Genomic DNA, 16,066 nt, shown 5'->3' with positions numbered 1-16,066 from the left:
ATGCACATGCCCGCGAAGTCATCGTGTTTTCACGTCACGCTAACACGATCCCGTAGGCGCGGCAGTCAGCCTCGACCATTTCCGAGACGAACTCCTCGAAAGTGGTCTTCGGTTTCCAATCGAGTTTTGTCGGTTGCCTTGGAGGCATCGCCGATCAGCAGGTCAACCTCGATTGGCCCGAAACAGCGTTGTCGATCAGGATCAGCGCTTGATTACTCATGCGTTCACGGCCCACCTCGTCAACGCCTTCGTCCTCCCAGACGATCTCCTTTTCGACTCGCCTGAAGGCAAGCCCCGACAAAGGTGCGGACCGTGTGCGTCTCGCCGGTTGCCAGCACGAAATCGTCAGGTTGATGCCGCAAGATGCGCCACATGCCCTCGACATAGGCGCGCGCCGAGCCCCAGTCGCGCTTTGCTTCCAGATTTCCGAGATAGAGACAGTCCTGTTTGCCGGCCATGATCGAGCCACCGCACGCGTCACCTTGCGCGTGATGAAAGTTTCGCCGCGCGTCGGCCCTTCGTGATTGAACAGGATGCCATAGAGCCCGTATACCTCGCGGTAGTTCATGGTGCTCCAGTAGCCGTAGAGCTTCGCCACCGCATAGCCGCATCCGTCGTGTCGCCGTAATGCAGGACCATGTCGGGATAGTCCTCATGAGGACCTTGATAACGGAAATTCCTTTTCAGGGATCGACACTCGGCGCCGGGCCAGTCCTCGATGACGGCCGTGTGGAAAGTGCCAAGAGAGCCTGCAACGCTATGAAGTCGAAGAGTACGATTGCGTGCAAAAATCGGCGCCGGTGCAAGGTTTCGGCCTCAATGTCGGATACTCGACAGGATTGCGAACCTGCCTTCCGTTCCCTTTGCTGATGTTTTGCTCTGGCACGTTCGATGCAGGGGACCTCCCGAAAGCAGCAGCGGAGGTCTTCTATGATCAAACCCACGGAAAAATGCTGTCGCCGCATTGATGACCGTGCCCTCGCTGGTCGCCAAGCAGGCCGAAGGTCGGCTCATCGCGGTCGAGGCGGGCAACTGAGCCCAATTGCAATGAGGGATAGGTTGCAAAAGCATGTCACTGACCACGCGGGGGTCATCGAGGCGGGATTCTCGATGCCAGCCACGCGCAACATATCGCCGGCATGAGTGCCGATCTCATCACGGAGCCGGCATCCGCGGGCGTCACACCCGATACTACGAACGCGCGGACAAACTGTTGCAAGTCCTGCGGTGTCGACGATGCGTGCGGGAAGGGCAAGCCCAGCGGCCATGGCCGACATTCGCCGCATATAGCGCCTGATTGGGAGGCGTCAGCAGGAGCAGGACAACTGGATCTCTCTTGCATTGGGATCGGTGCTGGCCCGTCCAATTTGAGCCTTGCGTGTCAGATACACGAGCAAATCGGGCACGGGGCACTGTTCTTGGATCGGCAAGTCGACTTCCGCTGGCATCCAGGCAGTGCATTCGAGTCCTCAGAGCTCCAGGTCAGCCACATCAAGGATCTGGTCACGCTGGTGAATCCGCGGTCTGGCTACACCTTCATAAACTACCTGCACGAGAACGGGCGTCTGTATCACTTCCTGAATGCACAGTTCGATGCTGTGCTCAGGGCTGAGTTCGAGCAATACCTGAACTGGGCGTTCCGCAGAAACCCACTTGTGCGCGGCGGCGAGACCGTCCACGAGATACGCTATGACGGCGAGTTTCGGGTGCGCACGGACGATGCAGTTCTCAGTGCCAGAGACCTGGTGGTCGGCATCGGCAAGCAAGCGCGGATTCCACCTCAATTTCAGGGCTGGATCGGACGCAACCTGTTCCATTCATCCGATTTGCTGCACATCCATCCTGAGGTGCGACATAAACATGTTTGTGTCGTTGGTGGAGGCCAGTCGGGAGCCGAGGTGCTGTTGCATTTGGTCGGTGGGCCAAGAGAACGGCGGCCTGCCTCGATCACCTGGGTCTCGCAGCGCGAAAACTACCTGCCCCTCGACAACAGCCCGTTCACAAACGAGTTGTTCATGCCCTGTTTTTCGGATCGTTTCGCAGTAATGAGCGAGCCGCAGCGCAAGCTGTTCCTGCGGCGTTTCGTGCTCGCCTCGGATGGTATTTCGGATCGCACTTTGCGCGCGGTCTACCAGGCGCTGTATCGCCACGAATTTCTTGAGCCAGACCTATGTGACATCGCACTGCGGCCGGGTTGCAACGTTTCGCGCTGCATCAACGCCGGCGCGGGTCATAACTTGACGCTGCAGCGCGGCTTGGGCGACGTCGAAGAAGTCACCGCCGACATCGTCATCCTGGCCACCGGTTACGAGAACGCCGTGCCAAGCTTTTTGGAACCGATGGCGGATCGGCTGCAACAGACCGACAATGAGTTGGTCATCAACGAGGATTTTTCGGTGTGCTGGGACGGACCGCGTGACAGACGCATCTTCGTACAGAACGCCAATCCCGGGCAGCGCGGGCTGGCCGATCCGAACCTAAGCCTGCTGGCCTGGCGAGCTCGCCGCATTCTTGACAGCCTTCTACAGCGCGCGCCGTGCGCGAACCCTGAGCATCCTGGCTTTATCAGCCGTACCACCGTCGAGAGCTGGCCCGACCCGGTAGCCGAAGAAATGGGCAGCGGGATATGACTCAGCGACTACTGATCATCGGCGGTGGCATCCAAGGAATTTTATCCGCCTCCGCTGCGGCGACGACCGGAGTCCGCTCCGAACTCATCGTCACTGACCATGCCCTTGGACCTATGGGCGCATCGCTTTATTCTGCGGGCGTCCATTTGCCCCACGGTCGTCGAAACCATACCAGGTCGCTCACTCGAAGTGCGCAGTGGCCCTGGCGGCCATGGCTGCGTCGGCCGTCAGCGGAGGCTTCCGGCTCGTAGCGATGCGTGTGGTGGCTGGACCGGGTGAGGTAAATGATCGGGACGAGCTTAGGGAAGCCCTGGGCCCGGCTTGGCCTGGGATGGCCAGTCTAGCTCTGAACTCTCCGCGGATAGTATCCGTTCTTGGAGATCGATGGACTCATGCCGCCGACGTGCCCTCCCTGATCGGCCGACCGGACCGGGAACTTGTCGTAAACATTCGCGTGGCCCACGGCTTGCTTCGCGTCAAGCTGCACGAAAGGTCGCCTTATCGGGCAGTCGCACCAACAGCATGCTCGGCCATGACTCTTATGAAGACGTACCGGATCGACAAATCTTTACGAGCCTGGACAATCGCTCCATTGAGGAGGGACAACACAGCCTTGAAATCCAGCCGGAGCAGAATGCACTTAGCGTCGCCGCCCACATGCCGTGGAGTATCGTCTCCGTGGGCCACACCCTGGCCAGCGCCCAACTGCCTCTAACCGGAATGTTCGACCAACCACTTTTTTTCCAACAGGAGGCCTTTCGATGTTGACTGATGCACAAAGAGAAAAGTGGCAGAAAGACGGATACATCAGGCTCGAAAGGTTCTTCGATCCCGCGGCCGTGGAAGGTATATCCAGCTTTGTTGAAGACATATCACGCTGGGATGTCAGCGATGATAAATGGCTCATGTGGTTCGAGAAGACGACTGATGATCGAAAGATCACCTCTAAGGCCGAGAATTTTCTCGACTTCCATGACCCATTGCGTCTTCTCCTCCTAGAAGATCAGCGCATAAACTCTGCGGTCGAGGATTTGCTTGGCGAAGATTCGCGCAGACTCAAGGAGTTGCTGATCTTCCACTATCCCGATAGCGGCGGTTATCGCCCGCATCAGGACATTTATCACATTCCACACAGGCTGCCCGACCGGATGGTCCATGCGATCGTTGCCATAAGCATTGACGATTCCGACCCGGACAATGGTGGCCTTTTCTTCAGCCCCGGCAACCACAAGAAGGGGGTATTTCCCATGGATGCCGGCGGGGTGATTGATCCTGAGGTCGCCGAAACATTCTCCTGGGAACCCGTAGTGTGGAAGGCTGGTGACATCTTCATCTTCGACGATTATGCACCGCATTACTCAAAGCCGAATAAAAGCAATCGTTCGCGGCGGACGCTCTACTTGGTGTTCCAGCGTGCTTCAACCGGTGGACCGACCCGCGCTGAATATAACGTGCTTAAGCGCGCCCTTAATCCGCCAGAGGGCAAAGTGGCTGATCTCGACAACCTGAAGCTCCCAAACGGTATTTTCTATCGCGATTGAACTCACGGAACCAGGCGAGGCATGCACACGAAACTGATCGGCCGCTAGAAAAATGCGCGGAGAGGCGTTCTGATCGCTGGCTACTGGATCATCACCCGCAATCCGTTACGACGCTTCGGTATGTCGATTGTGGAGGTGTCGCCGGGCTGTCTTCTAAAGCCCTCCTGGCGCCCGTCGTCGCCCGCCTGGGGCCCCAGAGCCGGATTATTCTGACGGAGGCGAACGTGTCGGGCTACCGCCTCTCATCGCAACTTGCAGCAGAAGCTGTTGCGTTGGCAGCCGAAGATATCACTGTTTCAATAGCTGAGGTTCGTGATGCGCAAATCCACGTTTTCTCGAACGGAGCTGTCGCGGGCGTTCGGTATTGACACGGCTACGCTTGGAACGGGAAGCGCGGGCACCGGGTTTTCATTCGGCAAGGTGGCACCGGGCGTCACATCCGAGCCCCATCGGCACGACGAAATCGAGGCCTTCGTGATCCTGTCTGGAGCGGGCAAGGTCAGGACCGATCTTGGGGAGATCCCGGTCGCGGCCGGCGATGTCGTTCTGTTCCACCCTTTTGAAGTGCATGTGCTGCACAACGATGGAGAGGAAGACCTAAATTTCGTCGATGTCTACTGGCGCGACGGCAAGGCCGCTCTCGAAGCTGCGGCACAAGTCGCGACTCCCCACCAGCCGACCTTCGTCTTCTCCGCGCCACCGACGCCTAATGGCGATCTGCACCTGGGGCATCTTTCTGGCCCGTATCTTGGCGCCGATGTCTACACGCGTTTCCTGCACATGAAAGGGGTCGAAGCCTATCACCTGACTGGAAGCGACGATTACCAGAGCTACGTCGCCACGCATGCCGATGCCAATCAATCGACGCCCGCAAAGGTGGCGCGCCACTACGCCGGCGAGATTCAAGCCACGCTTGCGCTTCTCGACTGTGAGGTCCACAGTTTCCTCTCCACTTTGGGCGATAGCGCTTATGCAGAGTTTCAAGCCGCGTGTTTCCGTAGTCTTCTGAGCAGCACGGCGGTAGATCTGCGCCCGAGCCCTGCGCTCTTTGATGCTGTGACAGGCGACTACCTTTACGAACCGGATGTAAGCGGCCTCTGCCCCGATTGCGGCGGCTCCGCTGCTGGCAACATCTGCGAGGAATGCGGCGCGCCGAACCTATGCCACGACCTAGGTGCAGTCCGGTCGCGGCACTCGGCCGAGGCGCCGGTGGTCGGCTCCATGCGCCGTCCCGAACTTGCGCTGGAACGGTGCTACGTCAATATCGACCGGCATTTAAGGGAGTCGGCCGCCCCCGTTCGGATCATGGACCTCTTCGCGCGTCTACGCCAACGCGGCGACTTTTCCGTGCCCATCACCCACCCGTCGGACTGGGGGCTACCGGCCGAAGGGTTACCGGGGCAGGTGACCTGGGTCTGGCCAGAGATGGCGTTTGGTTTTCTTTACAACATCCAGGCGCTAGCTAGCTCGCTCGGTCGTGACTGGAATGCGGCCCTGCCCAGCAACGACTGGCAGATAGTCCATTTCTTCGGTTTCGACAATTCATTCTACCACGCGCTACTTTGCCCCGCCGTTTACGCCGAGGTCTTTTCCCACTGGACGCCGCACGTCAGGTATCACGTGAACGAGTTCTACCTGCTAGACGGCCAGAAGTTCTCGACCAGCCGCGGCCATGCGGTCTGGGGCAAAGAAGTTCTAGGCCCAAAGACAGTCGATGTCGTCCGTCTTCATTTGGGCCTGACACGCCCGGAGGGTGAGCGGACGAACTTCACGCTGGACGCGCTACGCCGCACCGAGAACGAGGTGTTCCAGGGGATCTGGCTGGATTGGCTCGATGCGCTGCACCGGGAAATCAAGCAGGACTTTGGCGGCTGTGTGCCCGACGCAGGCGACTGGGCTCCTGACGATCGCGCTTTCTTTGCTCGGATAGAGATCCATCGCGCGGCGATGGAACGCGCCTATTCGGACGATGGCTTCTCGGTGCGGCGCGCGGCCGCGCATGCCTGCGATTTCGTGAGCGATTGCGTAGTCTACCGACAGGCGCAAGACTATGAAGCGGCGCGACGTCTCTATCCCGCCCGCACCCGCACTTCGCTCGCCCTTCAGACGACGGCTGCTGCGATCCTGGCGCAGACGCTCGCACCGCTGATGCCCCGATTCGCCAGCACGCTGGCGCGAGGTATCGATGGCGTCTCAACCGAAACATGGCCCACGTCCGTCCGGCGCCTTGCGCCAGAAACGACCTTCGATCTCGGACCCGTGCTAGGCTTCTACGCCAGAGCAGACATTCCTGTTCTCGGTCAGGAGGAGGCAAATAGCCTATCGTAATTTCGACCAGATTTGGGGGCAATCAAAGCCGATCATGCCGAACCTTTACTTGCTACCGCTGGCTGCCGAAGGCCGCTCCCAGACCATAGACACAAACACTGGCCGGCCTTAACCAACAAATCGTCGAGACGCTGTCCGGCGCCTTGGAGGATTGCTCGGTTGACAGCTTTCGAGCACTTGTCATTCGTGCGGCAAATGCCGAGCGGGCTGCACTGCGCTGACCAACTTTTTCGGAATCGCGGAATTTCCGACCTATAGCCAGCCGATCAAGAAGGTCATGCGGTTCGGGGCGCTGGGTCGGCCTAGCTGTGCGCGCCCGCGCTTCGCCGGCGGCGAATGATGCTAGATGAGCCGACGCCAACATTACCGCAGGGCAGACAGCCAAGCCGCTCTCGCCCTCAAGCGTCTGACGCATGACGCGTGTCCAAAAGCTGACAGCAGCAGAAAACATGTCGGGTTCAAAACAACCGGCCGTCTTGGGCTTGTAAGGTTTCGAGGCGGAATCATGCATTTACTGCGGGCAACGCGCTGGCATGACGTTTGCTGGTTGAGATCGGCAATACTGAGTGAGGGCTGATCGCATGAGAACGCGCAAGACTTTGATGGTCTCCTAACCGGTGTGTTCCGTTCTGAGAGAAGAACCAGCTCGCGCATAAACATCAGGAAAGGTGCGGGAATGGAGAACAACATGTTGCGTAGAGAGTCCCCGGCTCCTCTGATCAAAGTGGACGACTGGCTGCGTGGCTAACCTCTCACGAACTTTCAGCCCGGCAAGGTGTCGGGATGACAAGTGGAATGGACCCCTGGTCAATTCGCCCATTTTCTGCGGCGCGCCCGCAGTAATTGTGTTCATGGAGCACAGGGTCGACGGTTTGCTCCAGGTCAGGGCTCGGACCTTAGACTTCCAACCGAATAGCCGCGGCGGCGATATTCGACGCGAATTTGGGCCGTCGTTGAAGACGTCACAGTCCAGGACCTGTTCAAGGTCGGCCACAGGGGCAGCATTCACGTGGAACCGGCCTGGCGAGGCCGGACGTCGGCTGCGTAAGCGGGCCCGAAGTCAGCGTAACCGAAAGCAGAAATCCTCCGTTGAGGACGAGACCTGAAATTGAGGAACGAAATGTCTCACGCAGCGCTTGGCCCTGCCGTCAACAAGGGTGGCGAGGCCCTTGCCCGCCCGCTGATCCGTGCTCAGGATTTCCACGGCTCATGCCAACGGAAATCGGACACCGGGCCTGCTGGCCGATTTCATTATCACCAAGGGACTGCGCCGGAATATCCAATCATTGGGAATCCGGATCCGGACGCGCTGTCTGGGCGCGACATGTTTTAGACCGTAGTGGAGCTTGCGATCGAGGAGCGCTCAGGCGTGACATAGTCAACAACAGAAATCAAACCGACCTCTGTCGAGACGTCTACCGGTTCGGCTTCGAGACTCTCCGGAAACTCGCGGATACCGGCGCGAAACTGGTCGGCGATGTGACTGCAGCTATTGCCTATCCCAAAGTGGCGCGGGCGTGAAGAAACCCATTTTCGAGAAGGATCAATGTCAAACCTGGATGAGATGGCGAAGAAAGTCCGAAAGCTTCAACTGCGCGCGGCAATTGCCAAGACGAACTTGCGCGACCTTGCCGAGGGTCTCCCGGTCAAATGGATTGAGATAGAGGAAGTCGCCGAGAAAACGCATGCCGTTTATGCCGAGTTGGATGGTGCCAGGAGAGAGCTTGCCAAAATGAAGACTTTGCGATGAGGAGCACATTCATCAGCCGCGACGGCTCCATATGGGTGCCGGAATATCTGATCGCTATCGATGGCAAAATCTGTATCGGCTGCGGCCGCTGCTTCAAAGTCTGCTCGCGCGAGGTCATGCATCTTTACGGCGTCGATGGCGCGGGTGAAATCCTCGGCGCCTGCGACAACGCCGATAACGATGATTTCGATGGTGAGCTCAATCGTATGATCATGGTTGTCGACCATGCCGGCCGCTGCATTGGCTGCGGAGCCTGCGGCCGCGTCTGCCCAAAGAACTGCCAGACCCATGTCGCGGCCGACCAGATCGCAGCATGAGCTGCATGATTTGACGAGACAAAATCAGGAGAACGGCATGCGCTTCATCATCTTTTGTCGGCTACTCGGGCTGGTCCTGTGCGGCAACGCTGTGACGGTTTACTTCGCCTCGCACTCTTTCCGTCTAGCAGTCGTCACGACGCTGGGCTGTTCGCTACTTCTTCAGCTGGGCTATTTCGCAAGTGTCCTCTTTCTGATTTGGCGATCGAGCTGCGCTGGCAAAGCCGGGCAAGGGGCTGAGCTTTTCGATAGGTCCCAGGAAGTTCGGTACCAGTCGCGCGACGATGAGCATAGGAATGAAACTCAAGATGTGCCCCAGCGCAATCAAACGCTCGGCATATCGCTTCTCCTCCCTTGAGGCGCCGTAACAAGATCAGAGCTCAGATTCATCCCTTTGTTCAAGTTTGATTATTCTGGCCATGGGTCCCTGGTAAGGTCGAAGGCGACGGCATTCTCATCGTTCTACCGCCCAGGGGAATGCAGTTTCGGTTCTCCGGGCGGATTCGCCGATGACGGTCCTGTGTTTCGGCGTGCGATTTTGACACCTGAGGCGGGGAATCGGCGTCCGACCCTCGGTTGGAGAGCGCCCTAGGGGTGGACCCTGATCAGGCTGCGGTTTTGCGCGTCTGCCGGATGTGTTGATCTCGCGATCATCTGCGCGACCGCATTCGCCGCGCCGTCTCTCGTGGCCCCGCCCTTTTGAATTGAAGGTACAGACAGTTCCTCTTCTAAAAGCGACATCCGCCCTATCCGTCAGCCGGAGAACAGTCGGAGCTAAAACCCGGTCACCACCAGTTCGCCAGGTCGAAATGGCAGCGAACGAGCTTGCGGGGGCGCTCGGGTTCAGGCGTAGGTCGATGCCGAGAGGCACGTTCGGCATTGTCCGATAACCGACAATGTCGGGTATGCAACGTAGAGGAAGCTGACTCTTGGGTGTTTTTTAAATGCTTTTTTGGCTTGGCACGGTACATGCTCTTTATTGCGCAACACGCACGGATTGAGTGGTCCCACCGCCACGAAAGTCGCTAGCTTACGCCACCTCCCAAGGCGAACCCGGCCCGGCAGGGAGTTCCGTCTCTGCCGGGCATGCCTTTCAGACGACTCGCGTTCAGAACAGCAGCAAGTTCACGTCAGCAACAATGACACAGATTACTAATCAGTTGCTGGATGCCGCTAGGACCGACACGCTCGTCAACTACAATCCGACGACTTACGGCCGCGGCGAGGCCAGCCTTTCGAGGGCATTGGCACCCGTTTCGATCAGGTAGACGAGCACTTCGATCGAGCAGCTGAAACCTCTGTGAGGCGTTGAGCGCCACAAAAATCGCCTCGCGGAATTAGGCTCGGCAACCGTGCAGTTCCTGCCGGTCCAATCGCAAACAAGAGCCACTGCGTTTTTATCGAAGTCTGTTGGTTTGGCGGTCTGGCTGCGCTCGCAAAGCTGGCAAAAACGCAGATGCCGACCGCGTGTCGTCGTAGGTTTCCTAGGCGATGGTCGCCTCATCGCAGCATGCCGGCATGTGGATCGCTTCGTTTCAATCGCAAGGAAAGCGCTGAAAATCCCCAAGGCCCTGATGGGAGGTCGAAGAGCGCAGCCGACCAATCCAAGCAGCGCTTATGGAACGAGTTTTGCGTGGCTATTTCAGCTGAATGATCATCGCCGGAGAGAATATGCTGAAAAAATTCGAGCGTTACCCGCTCACCTTTGGACCCACACCCATCGAGAAGCTCGACCGGCTCGGCAAGCATCTGGGCGGCAAGGTCGAAATCTACGCCAAACGCGAGGACTGCAACTCCGGTCTGGCGTTCGGCGGCAACAAGCTGCGCAAGCTCGAATACATCATCCCCGACGCGATCGCGTCAGATGCCGATACCCTTGTCACCGTCGGCGGCGTGCAGTCCAACCACACGCGCATGGTCGCCGCCGTTGCCGCCAAGATCGGCATGAAATGTCTCCTGGTCCAGGAGAGCTGGGTTCCACATGAGGATGTCGTCTACGACCGGGTCGGCAACATTCTCTTGAGCCGCATCTTGGGCGCAGAGGTGCGTCTGGTCGACGATGGCTTTGACATCGGTATCCGCCGCAGCTGGGAAAAAGCGCTCTATGAGGTCAAGGCAAGGGGCGGCAGGCCCTATGCGATACCGGCCGGGGCGTCTGTTCACCCGAATGGAGGCCTCGGCTATGTGGGGTTCGCGGAGGAAGTACGCGCCCAGGAGGAACAACTTGGGTTTGCCTTCGACTACATGGTCGTTTGCTCGGTCACCGGTTCAACGCATGCCGGCATGCTCGTCGGATTCGCCAAGGACGGTCGGCAGCGCAACGTGATCGGTATCGATGCCTCTGCTACCCCGGCCAAGACCAAGGCGCAGGTGCTTAGCATTGCCCGACATACGGCGACCCTCGTCGAGCTCGGATCGGAACTTGCCGAGGATGACGTGGTGTTGCTCGAGGACTACGCGCACCCGCGGTACGGCATTCCATCCGAGGAAACCAAGGAGGCGATCCGTCTGTGTGCGCGGCTCGAGGGTATGATTACCGATCCCGTCTATGAGGGCAAATCGATGCAAGGGATGATTGACCTCGTTCAAAAAGGCTTTTTTCCAGCGGGCTCGAGGATACTTTACGCGCATCTCGGCGGCGCGCCGGCCATCAACGGTTATGGCTACACCTTTCGCAATGGCTGATGCTCGACAGATCTCCACGTGCTGTGCCTGCCGTAACAGCGCTGCGCCAAGTTTGACCGAAGGCCCGTTGGCAAACTTCAGCGGGCAGTTGTTAACAGCCGCCACGCCGTGGGGTCGTGGTGCTGGCATGCTTGGCAGCATTTGCCTGTACTCAATGTGTCCTGAAGCCGCATAAGAGGACATGGCCGTTTGACTTTTTTGTCATTTTGCGGTGCGGCGATAATCGCCGTAAATTTCATAAATTGTAAGCTACCGAAGATATCCGCAGGCGCGTGGTATCTACTTGAGCAGGTATGGAAGCTGTGACCAATCGTGCTCGAGCGGGTCGTCGTCGGCGAGCACATCGCCGGACACCGCCAGCGCGGCGGTGAACTGGGCCAGCATGGGGGAGGGTAGAGGCGTCCCCCGCGACGTGACAGCGGGCAGTCGGTATCCGGCTTAACGAGGGCTTGCTCATACCTATTGCGAGCGTCGACGAGACTGTCGTCCCTTCGGCAATTTTGACCGAAACGGCGCGTTCAGCCGGCGCGTTGCCTTCGGGCGGGTTCCTCCACCTGGCGCTCTTTTAGCACTACGTGCGGAGGGGGTTGGGGGCTACGACGTCGCTGAGCCGCTCTATACGGAGGGGCGCGCGCGGCGAGGCGACGATGAGGTCGAGTTGTCCCCCGATCGCCTCTACGCAGCTCTAAGTGTCGACAGATACATATCGGTTGTTGCTCGATCTTCGAGACAGAGGGCTGGTTGATCTTGAGGGTCGCGGCAAGCTCTGCCTGGCCTTGCCAGCCGCACGGCGCAGATCGCCGAGGCTCTCGACCTCCGTCCGTAGCTCTTCGAAACGTGCATCGACAGGCTCCCGACGCTCCTCGGGGAGGGCTGCGATCACGTCATCAAGCCTGCCTTCCATCACTTCCTCTCCTTCTTGTTCGCCGCCGCCCGGCGGTGAGATGCCCTTGATGGCATTTGTCCAATGGCGTGTTGATTGGTGGCCCGGAACGGGAAGTCGCATCTGGCCATTGCCATCGCCCGGGCGCTTATAGGCGACAGCGGGCGCGGCTACTTCGACGGAACAACGACCGCACTGCTCGATCCTCTCACGCATCACATCGAAATCGGACATGAATCCTGGCGCTCCAAGAACCGTACCTGATCACCACATCGCCCAAGACGATCCGCGCTCGCCGGGCTTCGCAACCCGGACCAGCTCCGCCCGGCCAGCGCTAAACGCGATGCGCTGCCGCCAATTTTTACCGGGATATTCGCTGCGGCCAAGCAAGAGGGACATCTTCTCAAAAAAAGCAAAACTGGGCTCATTATCGATGTAGCACCGCCAAAGTGCTCTACTGGGTGCATTTGCAGAGCGCGATTGACGAGTATCTGGGAGGGTTTTGCGCCGAGCTGGAACGGTCCGTGCAGTCCAAAATGCGTTCATAGGAAATATGATCACTTGGCGAAAACGGCTGTTTGACCCGAATCATTCTTTCAGTGGCTGAGCGGAGTCAGATTGGTCGATGTCTGCATCGTCATGGGTGTTGCAATCAACGATGCCCAAAATGGCGAGCAGCATCTGGCGGTCAAAGCCCTCAAGGGATTTGGCGGCCGAATCCTTGCGGTGGTCGACGACTTAGGCGGGGATACTTGTCGCGCCGTCCATGCCGTCGCTTCGCTGGTGTGATCTACATCTTTGCTTCCAGAAGAAGGCAGGGATGCCCAAGTGCGAAATCGATCTCGTTAAGGCGCGATTGAAGGCGGCATCGCGAAAACTATCGGAAAGGAAACAAAGTCATGACCGAAGAATCACCGGCGAAATGACCAGCGGCAACGTGTTTGCGGATTTGGGCTTTGACAATTCCGAAGAGGAATTGCGGAAAGCCAAGCTTGCCCGCGAGATCCGCGCCGTCATTATCCGTCGGCGCCTCACTCAAGCCAAACGGCTCGGTTGCTCGCTATGAAACAGCTCGACATATCCGCCGAAGTCATGGGCGAACAGGCAAGTTCTCTATAGATCGCCCGGTGCGCGGCCTCGATTGAGGGATGTTGTGGCGCGCCACAAGCCGCGCAAATCGGCACGAATGGCCGCAGAAGCAGCCTAATGGCGGAAGCGTGGGGTCCAGCTCTCGACAGGATCGTCTTCCTCGGAGATTTCCTTCTCCTCGTCCTCCTGGCCTATTTCGCTGGAAACGAGGATCATGAGTGCCGAACTGCCCTTGCGCCCAGTTTTCCTCCAAAAGCGGTCGTCGCCTCGCAGCGGTACGGATGACCTTATCCGGACGACGATGGCTCTTCCGATTCTTAAGTCCAAATGCTCTCTGGCGTAAGGATCTCAAACGGAACACTCCGCTGTTCGATTAGCCGTGTGTCCGTGCGTTCGATCATTCGCAGCATCATGTCGACGAGTTCTTCAGGCATCCTGTCGACCGGATGGCACAAGGAAGCAGTAATCAAGCCTTCGCTCAATCCCTTGCGTGTCTCGGGCCCGATGTCGCGGCAGACGACCCGGATTTTGCAATGCTCCACAGCGAGCTCGCGCATGGCACGCAGAACGCCGGAAATGCCGCCGCCATTGACGAAGATGCCCATGAGCTCCGGCTCCTCCGCTATCAGCCTGCGAACAATTGCATAGGCGTTCTTCGGCGCCTCATGGGTCACGAGGGTTTCGCTGACGTGGAACTCGGGCGCGTGCTCGCGCATGTAGGAGCGAAAGCTTGCATCCGATATGTTTTGGAACTGATAACGGTTGCTGCCGATGAGAGGAAAGACCTTGCCGGGCCGACCGGACGTCTGGCTGATAAACCATGCTGCGGTGCGGCCGGCCTTCCAGTTGTCGGTTCCCACAAAGCCGGCCCGGCTGGCGGCGGACAGGTCAGTGACGTAGGCGATCACCGGAACGCCTTTGACGCGCAACTCATCAATCGCCTGGCCGACGAGCGGGTGATCGGCCGAGATCACCGCGATTGCATCGGCGCTTCCGCCTATCTTGAGCAGACTGGCAGCAACCGCTTCGGGGGAAGGGTCGTCCTCGAAGAGCACGTAGGGCTCAATAACCGCATCTGTGCGTCGCGCGCAGGCACCGAGAAGCGCCTCGGCCCGGATCCGGCAGAGCGGCCGGTGCGATTGCTGCATGAGAAAGCTCAAGTGCCGATGCGGGAGATTGTCCCGCCTGCGTTCATGCAGCGGCCCCGAACTGCGGAAGCCAATCTGCTGCGCTGCGCTCAGGATGAGGTCGGCCGTCTGCGGTCGCAGTGTGCCAGTTCCGTGCAAGAGCCTATTGACCGTGGAAACACTTACGCCCGCGGCTTTCGCCAGATCGGCGATCGTTGGCCTGTTCATTAGCCCCCTCCCATATGCAATTCGTGAATGACGTCTTCCAAGTGCAGATGCCATGTCAGCGGCAAAAGAGGCGTAGGAGAGGCCTGACATGTTGCAAGAAAATCTCCGCGCCGCCTGACGCCCAATCCGCCAGATTGTTCGCCCGCAGCCGCCCGTTTTCCTCGAGCCACGCGCGCAGCGGCTGTGCGATCCGAAGCCGCGCGGCGCGCTGCAACGCGAAGGCGCCAATCTGGCTGACCTCAACGGACAGCGCTTTCGGGACCTCAACAACACTTTCGCCATCCTGATGCATAGGGATGGCTTCGCCCCCGCGCTTGAGGCGGCGCGCATCCTTCATGACGGCAACCGCCTTTTGGATTCGACAGCACATGAGATCGACGTTGCTGAATTGTCTGCGCGATTGTCTTCCGGCGGTCGAGCAGATCCATTTCGTCAAACATCGACACTGAGGCTGTGAGGATCAACCCTCGTATTCAGCCCAGCACAGCGATGTCTCATAGACTGTTACCGAGCACATTTGGCCAAGAAGCGGCTTGGTTTGGTCCCAGATCCAGACCGCAATGTTTTCCGCCGTCGGATTTTCGAGACCCTCAATCTGATTCAGACACTGATGGTCGAGACGTTGCAGAAGCGGTCCAAACACAGCCTCGACATCGAAGAAATCGATGACAAAGCCCGTGTCTGGATCGACGGGCCCTTCCAGACGCAGTTCCACACAGTATGAGTGGCCATGCATGCGGTGACAGCGGTGGGTTTCTGGCACCCGCGGAAGACAGTGCGCTGCCTCGAAGATGAAAGCTTGCGTAATTTTCATGGGATCCCGAGAAGTTTGTGGGTTTGAAGGCTCAAGCGCCAACGTGGGTTGGCAAGACAATAGGCCACTGCGGCGGTCGTATTCGCCTCGCCCTCGGGCCCATCGATCGGCTGAAGCAAAAGGTGCTCAAACGCGAGAACTTCGAAATGTTCGGGCTCCGCGCCAATCTGAGGATATACAAGCTTTAGCTCGTCCCCTGCCATGACCACGAGGCGTGCATTGCATTTCGGACTGACGCACAGCCAGTCGATGCCGGCGGGTGTGGGGATGGTACCGTTGGTCTCCACGGCAATTTCAAACGCCAAGCAATGCAGCGCTTCCAGGAGTTCTTCATCGATCTGGAGGAGGGGTTCCCCTCCGGTGAGCACGACAAAACGCTGCCCAGCTCCCGACCCGCGCCAGGCTTGTTCGATCGCCAACGCAAGCTGCCGCGCGGTGTCAAAATGTCCGCCACCGGGGCCATATACCCCAACGAAATCGGTGTCGCAAAATCCGCAGAATGCTTTTGCCCGGTCGCCTTCACGTCCCGACCAAAGGTTACAGCCGGCGAAACGACAAAATACGGCGGCCCGCCCGGCATTTCGTCCTTCACCTTGAAGGGTGTAGAAAATTTCCTTGACCGCATAGGGCATTGCTTAAGCGGCCTTCGAGTGAGCAAGGGAGCATCTCTGCTG

Annotated in this window: 14 protein-coding genes and 1 pseudogene; 9 read left to right on the top strand and 6 right to left on the bottom strand. The window is 58.7% G+C overall.

Going from position 1 to position 16,066, the window contains the following annotated elements; all coding sequences use genetic code 11:
• Positions 1 to 34: 34 nt before the first annotated feature.
• Positions 35 to 604, bottom strand: a pseudogene (locus tag EB230_RS32505) (GDP-mannose 4,6-dehydratase); the annotation flags it as partial.
• A gap of 721 nt (positions 605 to 1,325) precedes the next feature.
• Here EB230_RS32505 and EB230_RS31305 point away from each other — a divergent pair.
• The 7 genes from EB230_RS31305 (at position 1,326) to EB230_RS31270 (ending at position 11,251) form a co-directional block, all read left to right on the top strand.
• Complete coding sequence (locus EB230_RS31305) at positions 1,326 to 2,630, top strand: lysine N(6)-hydroxylase/L-ornithine N(5)-oxygenase family protein (protein ID WP_172375228.1); 1,305 nt, start codon at positions 1,326 to 1,328, stop codon at positions 2,628 to 2,630.
• 761 nt (positions 2,631 to 3,391) lie between these two features.
• On the top strand, positions 3,392 to 4,171 hold the full coding sequence (locus EB230_RS31300; protein WP_172374736.1) for a phytanoyl-CoA dioxygenase family protein: 780 nt from the start codon (positions 3,392 to 3,394) through the stop codon (positions 4,169 to 4,171).
• Between the two features lie 315 nt (positions 4,172 to 4,486).
• Positions 4,487 to 6,499 carry a class I tRNA ligase family protein gene (locus tag EB230_RS31295; RefSeq protein WP_172374734.1) on the top strand — a complete coding sequence of 671 codons (2,013 nt, stop codon included), beginning with the start codon at positions 4,487 to 4,489 and terminating at the stop codon, positions 6,497 to 6,499.
• Between the two features lie 1,546 nt (positions 6,500 to 8,045).
• On the top strand, positions 8,046 to 8,249 hold the full coding sequence (locus EB230_RS31285; protein ID WP_027033222.1) for a CCE_0567 family metalloprotein: 204 nt from the start codon (positions 8,046 to 8,048) through the stop codon (positions 8,247 to 8,249).
• On the top strand, positions 8,246 to 8,566 hold the full coding sequence (gene fdxB, locus EB230_RS31280) for a ferredoxin III, nif-specific (RefSeq protein WP_172374732.1): 321 nt from the start codon (positions 8,246 to 8,248) through the stop codon (positions 8,564 to 8,566). The genes EB230_RS31285 and fdxB overlap by 4 nt, the downstream gene beginning before the upstream one ends.
• 37 nt (positions 8,567 to 8,603) lie before the next feature.
• On the top strand, positions 8,604 to 8,924 hold the full coding sequence (locus EB230_RS31275; protein ID WP_172374730.1) for an exopolysaccharide production repressor protein: 321 nt from the start codon (positions 8,604 to 8,606) through the stop codon (positions 8,922 to 8,924).
• A 1,313-nt stretch (positions 8,925 to 10,237) separates the two neighbouring features.
• Entirely contained in the window at positions 10,238 to 11,251 is a 1,014-nt protein-coding gene (locus tag EB230_RS31270) for a 1-aminocyclopropane-1-carboxylate deaminase (protein WP_172375226.1), read from the top strand.
• 685 nt (positions 11,252 to 11,936) lie between these two features.
• Here EB230_RS31270 and EB230_RS32870 read toward each other — a convergent pair.
• A complete protein-coding gene (locus EB230_RS32870; RefSeq protein WP_246738889.1) occupies positions 11,937 to 12,368 on the bottom strand; it encodes a hypothetical protein in 432 nt (143 codons plus the stop codon).
• Positions 12,369 to 12,752: 384 nt separating this feature from the next.
• Here EB230_RS32870 and EB230_RS31260 point away from each other — a divergent pair, with 384 nt between their 5' ends.
• Both EB230_RS31260 and EB230_RS32865 read left to right on the top strand, forming a co-directional pair.
• On the top strand, positions 12,753 to 12,923 hold the full coding sequence (locus tag EB230_RS31260) for a hypothetical protein (protein WP_246738888.1): 171 nt from the start codon (positions 12,753 to 12,755) through the stop codon (positions 12,921 to 12,923).
• Positions 12,924 to 12,954: 31 nt separating this feature from the next.
• Positions 12,955 to 13,200 carry an XRE family transcriptional regulator gene (locus tag EB230_RS32865; RefSeq protein ID WP_246738887.1) on the top strand — a complete coding sequence of 82 codons (246 nt, stop codon included), beginning with the start codon at positions 12,955 to 12,957 and terminating at the stop codon, positions 13,198 to 13,200.
• A gap of 340 nt (positions 13,201 to 13,540) precedes the next feature.
• On the opposite strand, the gene EB230_RS31250 is transcribed toward EB230_RS32865, so the two are convergent.
• The 4 genes from EB230_RS31250 to queE all read right to left on the bottom strand — a co-directional run bounded on the left by EB230_RS31250 (position 13,541) and on the right by queE (position 16,024).
• The gene (locus tag EB230_RS31250) at positions 13,541 to 14,578 is read right to left on the bottom strand and encodes a LacI family DNA-binding transcriptional regulator (RefSeq protein ID WP_172374728.1); all 1,038 of its coding nucleotides are present in this window, start codon (positions 14,576 to 14,578) and stop codon (positions 13,541 to 13,543) included.
• Between the two features lie 55 nt (positions 14,579 to 14,633).
• Positions 14,634 to 14,915, bottom strand: a complete 282-nt coding sequence (locus EB230_RS31245; protein WP_172374726.1) for a hypothetical protein — start codon at positions 14,913 to 14,915, stop codon at positions 14,634 to 14,636.
• 123 nt (positions 14,916 to 15,038) lie between these two features.
• Entirely contained in the window at positions 15,039 to 15,392 is a 354-nt protein-coding gene (gene queD / locus EB230_RS31240) for a 6-carboxytetrahydropterin synthase QueD (protein WP_172374724.1), read from the bottom strand.
• Positions 15,389 to 16,024 (bottom strand): 7-carboxy-7-deazaguanine synthase, encoded by a 636-nt coding sequence (gene queE, locus EB230_RS31235; RefSeq protein WP_172374722.1) that lies wholly within the window; start codon positions 16,022 to 16,024, stop codon positions 15,389 to 15,391. Before queE ends, queD begins: the two co-directional genes overlap by 4 nt.
• Positions 16,025 to 16,066 lie beyond the last annotated feature (42 nt).

Source organism: Mesorhizobium sp. NZP2234 (assembly GCF_013170765.1).
Taxonomy (GTDB): domain Bacteria; phylum Pseudomonadota; class Alphaproteobacteria; order Rhizobiales; family Rhizobiaceae; genus Mesorhizobium; species Mesorhizobium loti_D.
The sequence above is the reverse complement of the archived record's forward strand: the minus strand, read 5'-3'. Positions and strand labels throughout refer to the sequence as shown.

Excerpts from the sequence above, each read along its gene's own strand:
- EB230_RS31300 (WP_172374736.1), top strand. The coding sequence starts at position 3,392 with ATGTTGACTGATGCACAAAGAGAAAAGTGGCAGAAAGACGGATACATC.
- EB230_RS31295 (WP_172374734.1), top strand. The coding sequence starts at position 4,487 with ATGCGCAAATCCACGTTTTCTCGAACGGAGCTGTCGCGGGCGTTCGGT.
- EB230_RS31285 (WP_027033222.1), top strand. The coding sequence starts at position 8,046 with ATGTCAAACCTGGATGAGATGGCGAAGAAAGTCCGAAAGCTTCAACTG.
- fdxB (WP_172374732.1), top strand. The coding sequence starts at position 8,246 with ATGAGGAGCACATTCATCAGCCGCGACGGCTCCATATGGGTGCCGGAA.
- EB230_RS31275 (WP_172374730.1), top strand. The coding sequence starts at position 8,604 with ATGCGCTTCATCATCTTTTGTCGGCTACTCGGGCTGGTCCTGTGCGGC.
- EB230_RS31270 (WP_172375226.1), top strand. The coding sequence starts at position 10,238 with ATGCTGAAAAAATTCGAGCGTTACCCGCTCACCTTTGGACCCACACCC.
- EB230_RS32870 (WP_246738889.1), bottom strand. The coding sequence starts at position 12,368 with ATGTCCGATTTCGATGTGATGCGTGAGAGGATCGAGCAGTGCGGTCGT.
- EB230_RS32865 (WP_246738887.1), top strand. The coding sequence starts at position 12,955 with ATGCCCAAGTGCGAAATCGATCTCGTTAAGGCGCGATTGAAGGCGGCA.
- EB230_RS31250 (WP_172374728.1), bottom strand. The coding sequence starts at position 14,578 with ATGAACAGGCCAACGATCGCCGATCTGGCGAAAGCCGCGGGCGTAAGT.
- EB230_RS31245 (WP_172374726.1), bottom strand. The coding sequence starts at position 14,915 with ATGAAGGATGCGCGCCGCCTCAAGCGCGGGGGCGAAGCCATCCCTATG.
- queD (WP_172374724.1), bottom strand. The coding sequence starts at position 15,392 with ATGAAAATTACGCAAGCTTTCATCTTCGAGGCAGCGCACTGTCTTCCG.
- queE (WP_172374722.1), bottom strand. The coding sequence starts at position 16,024 with ATGCCCTATGCGGTCAAGGAAATTTTCTACACCCTTCAAGGTGAAGGA.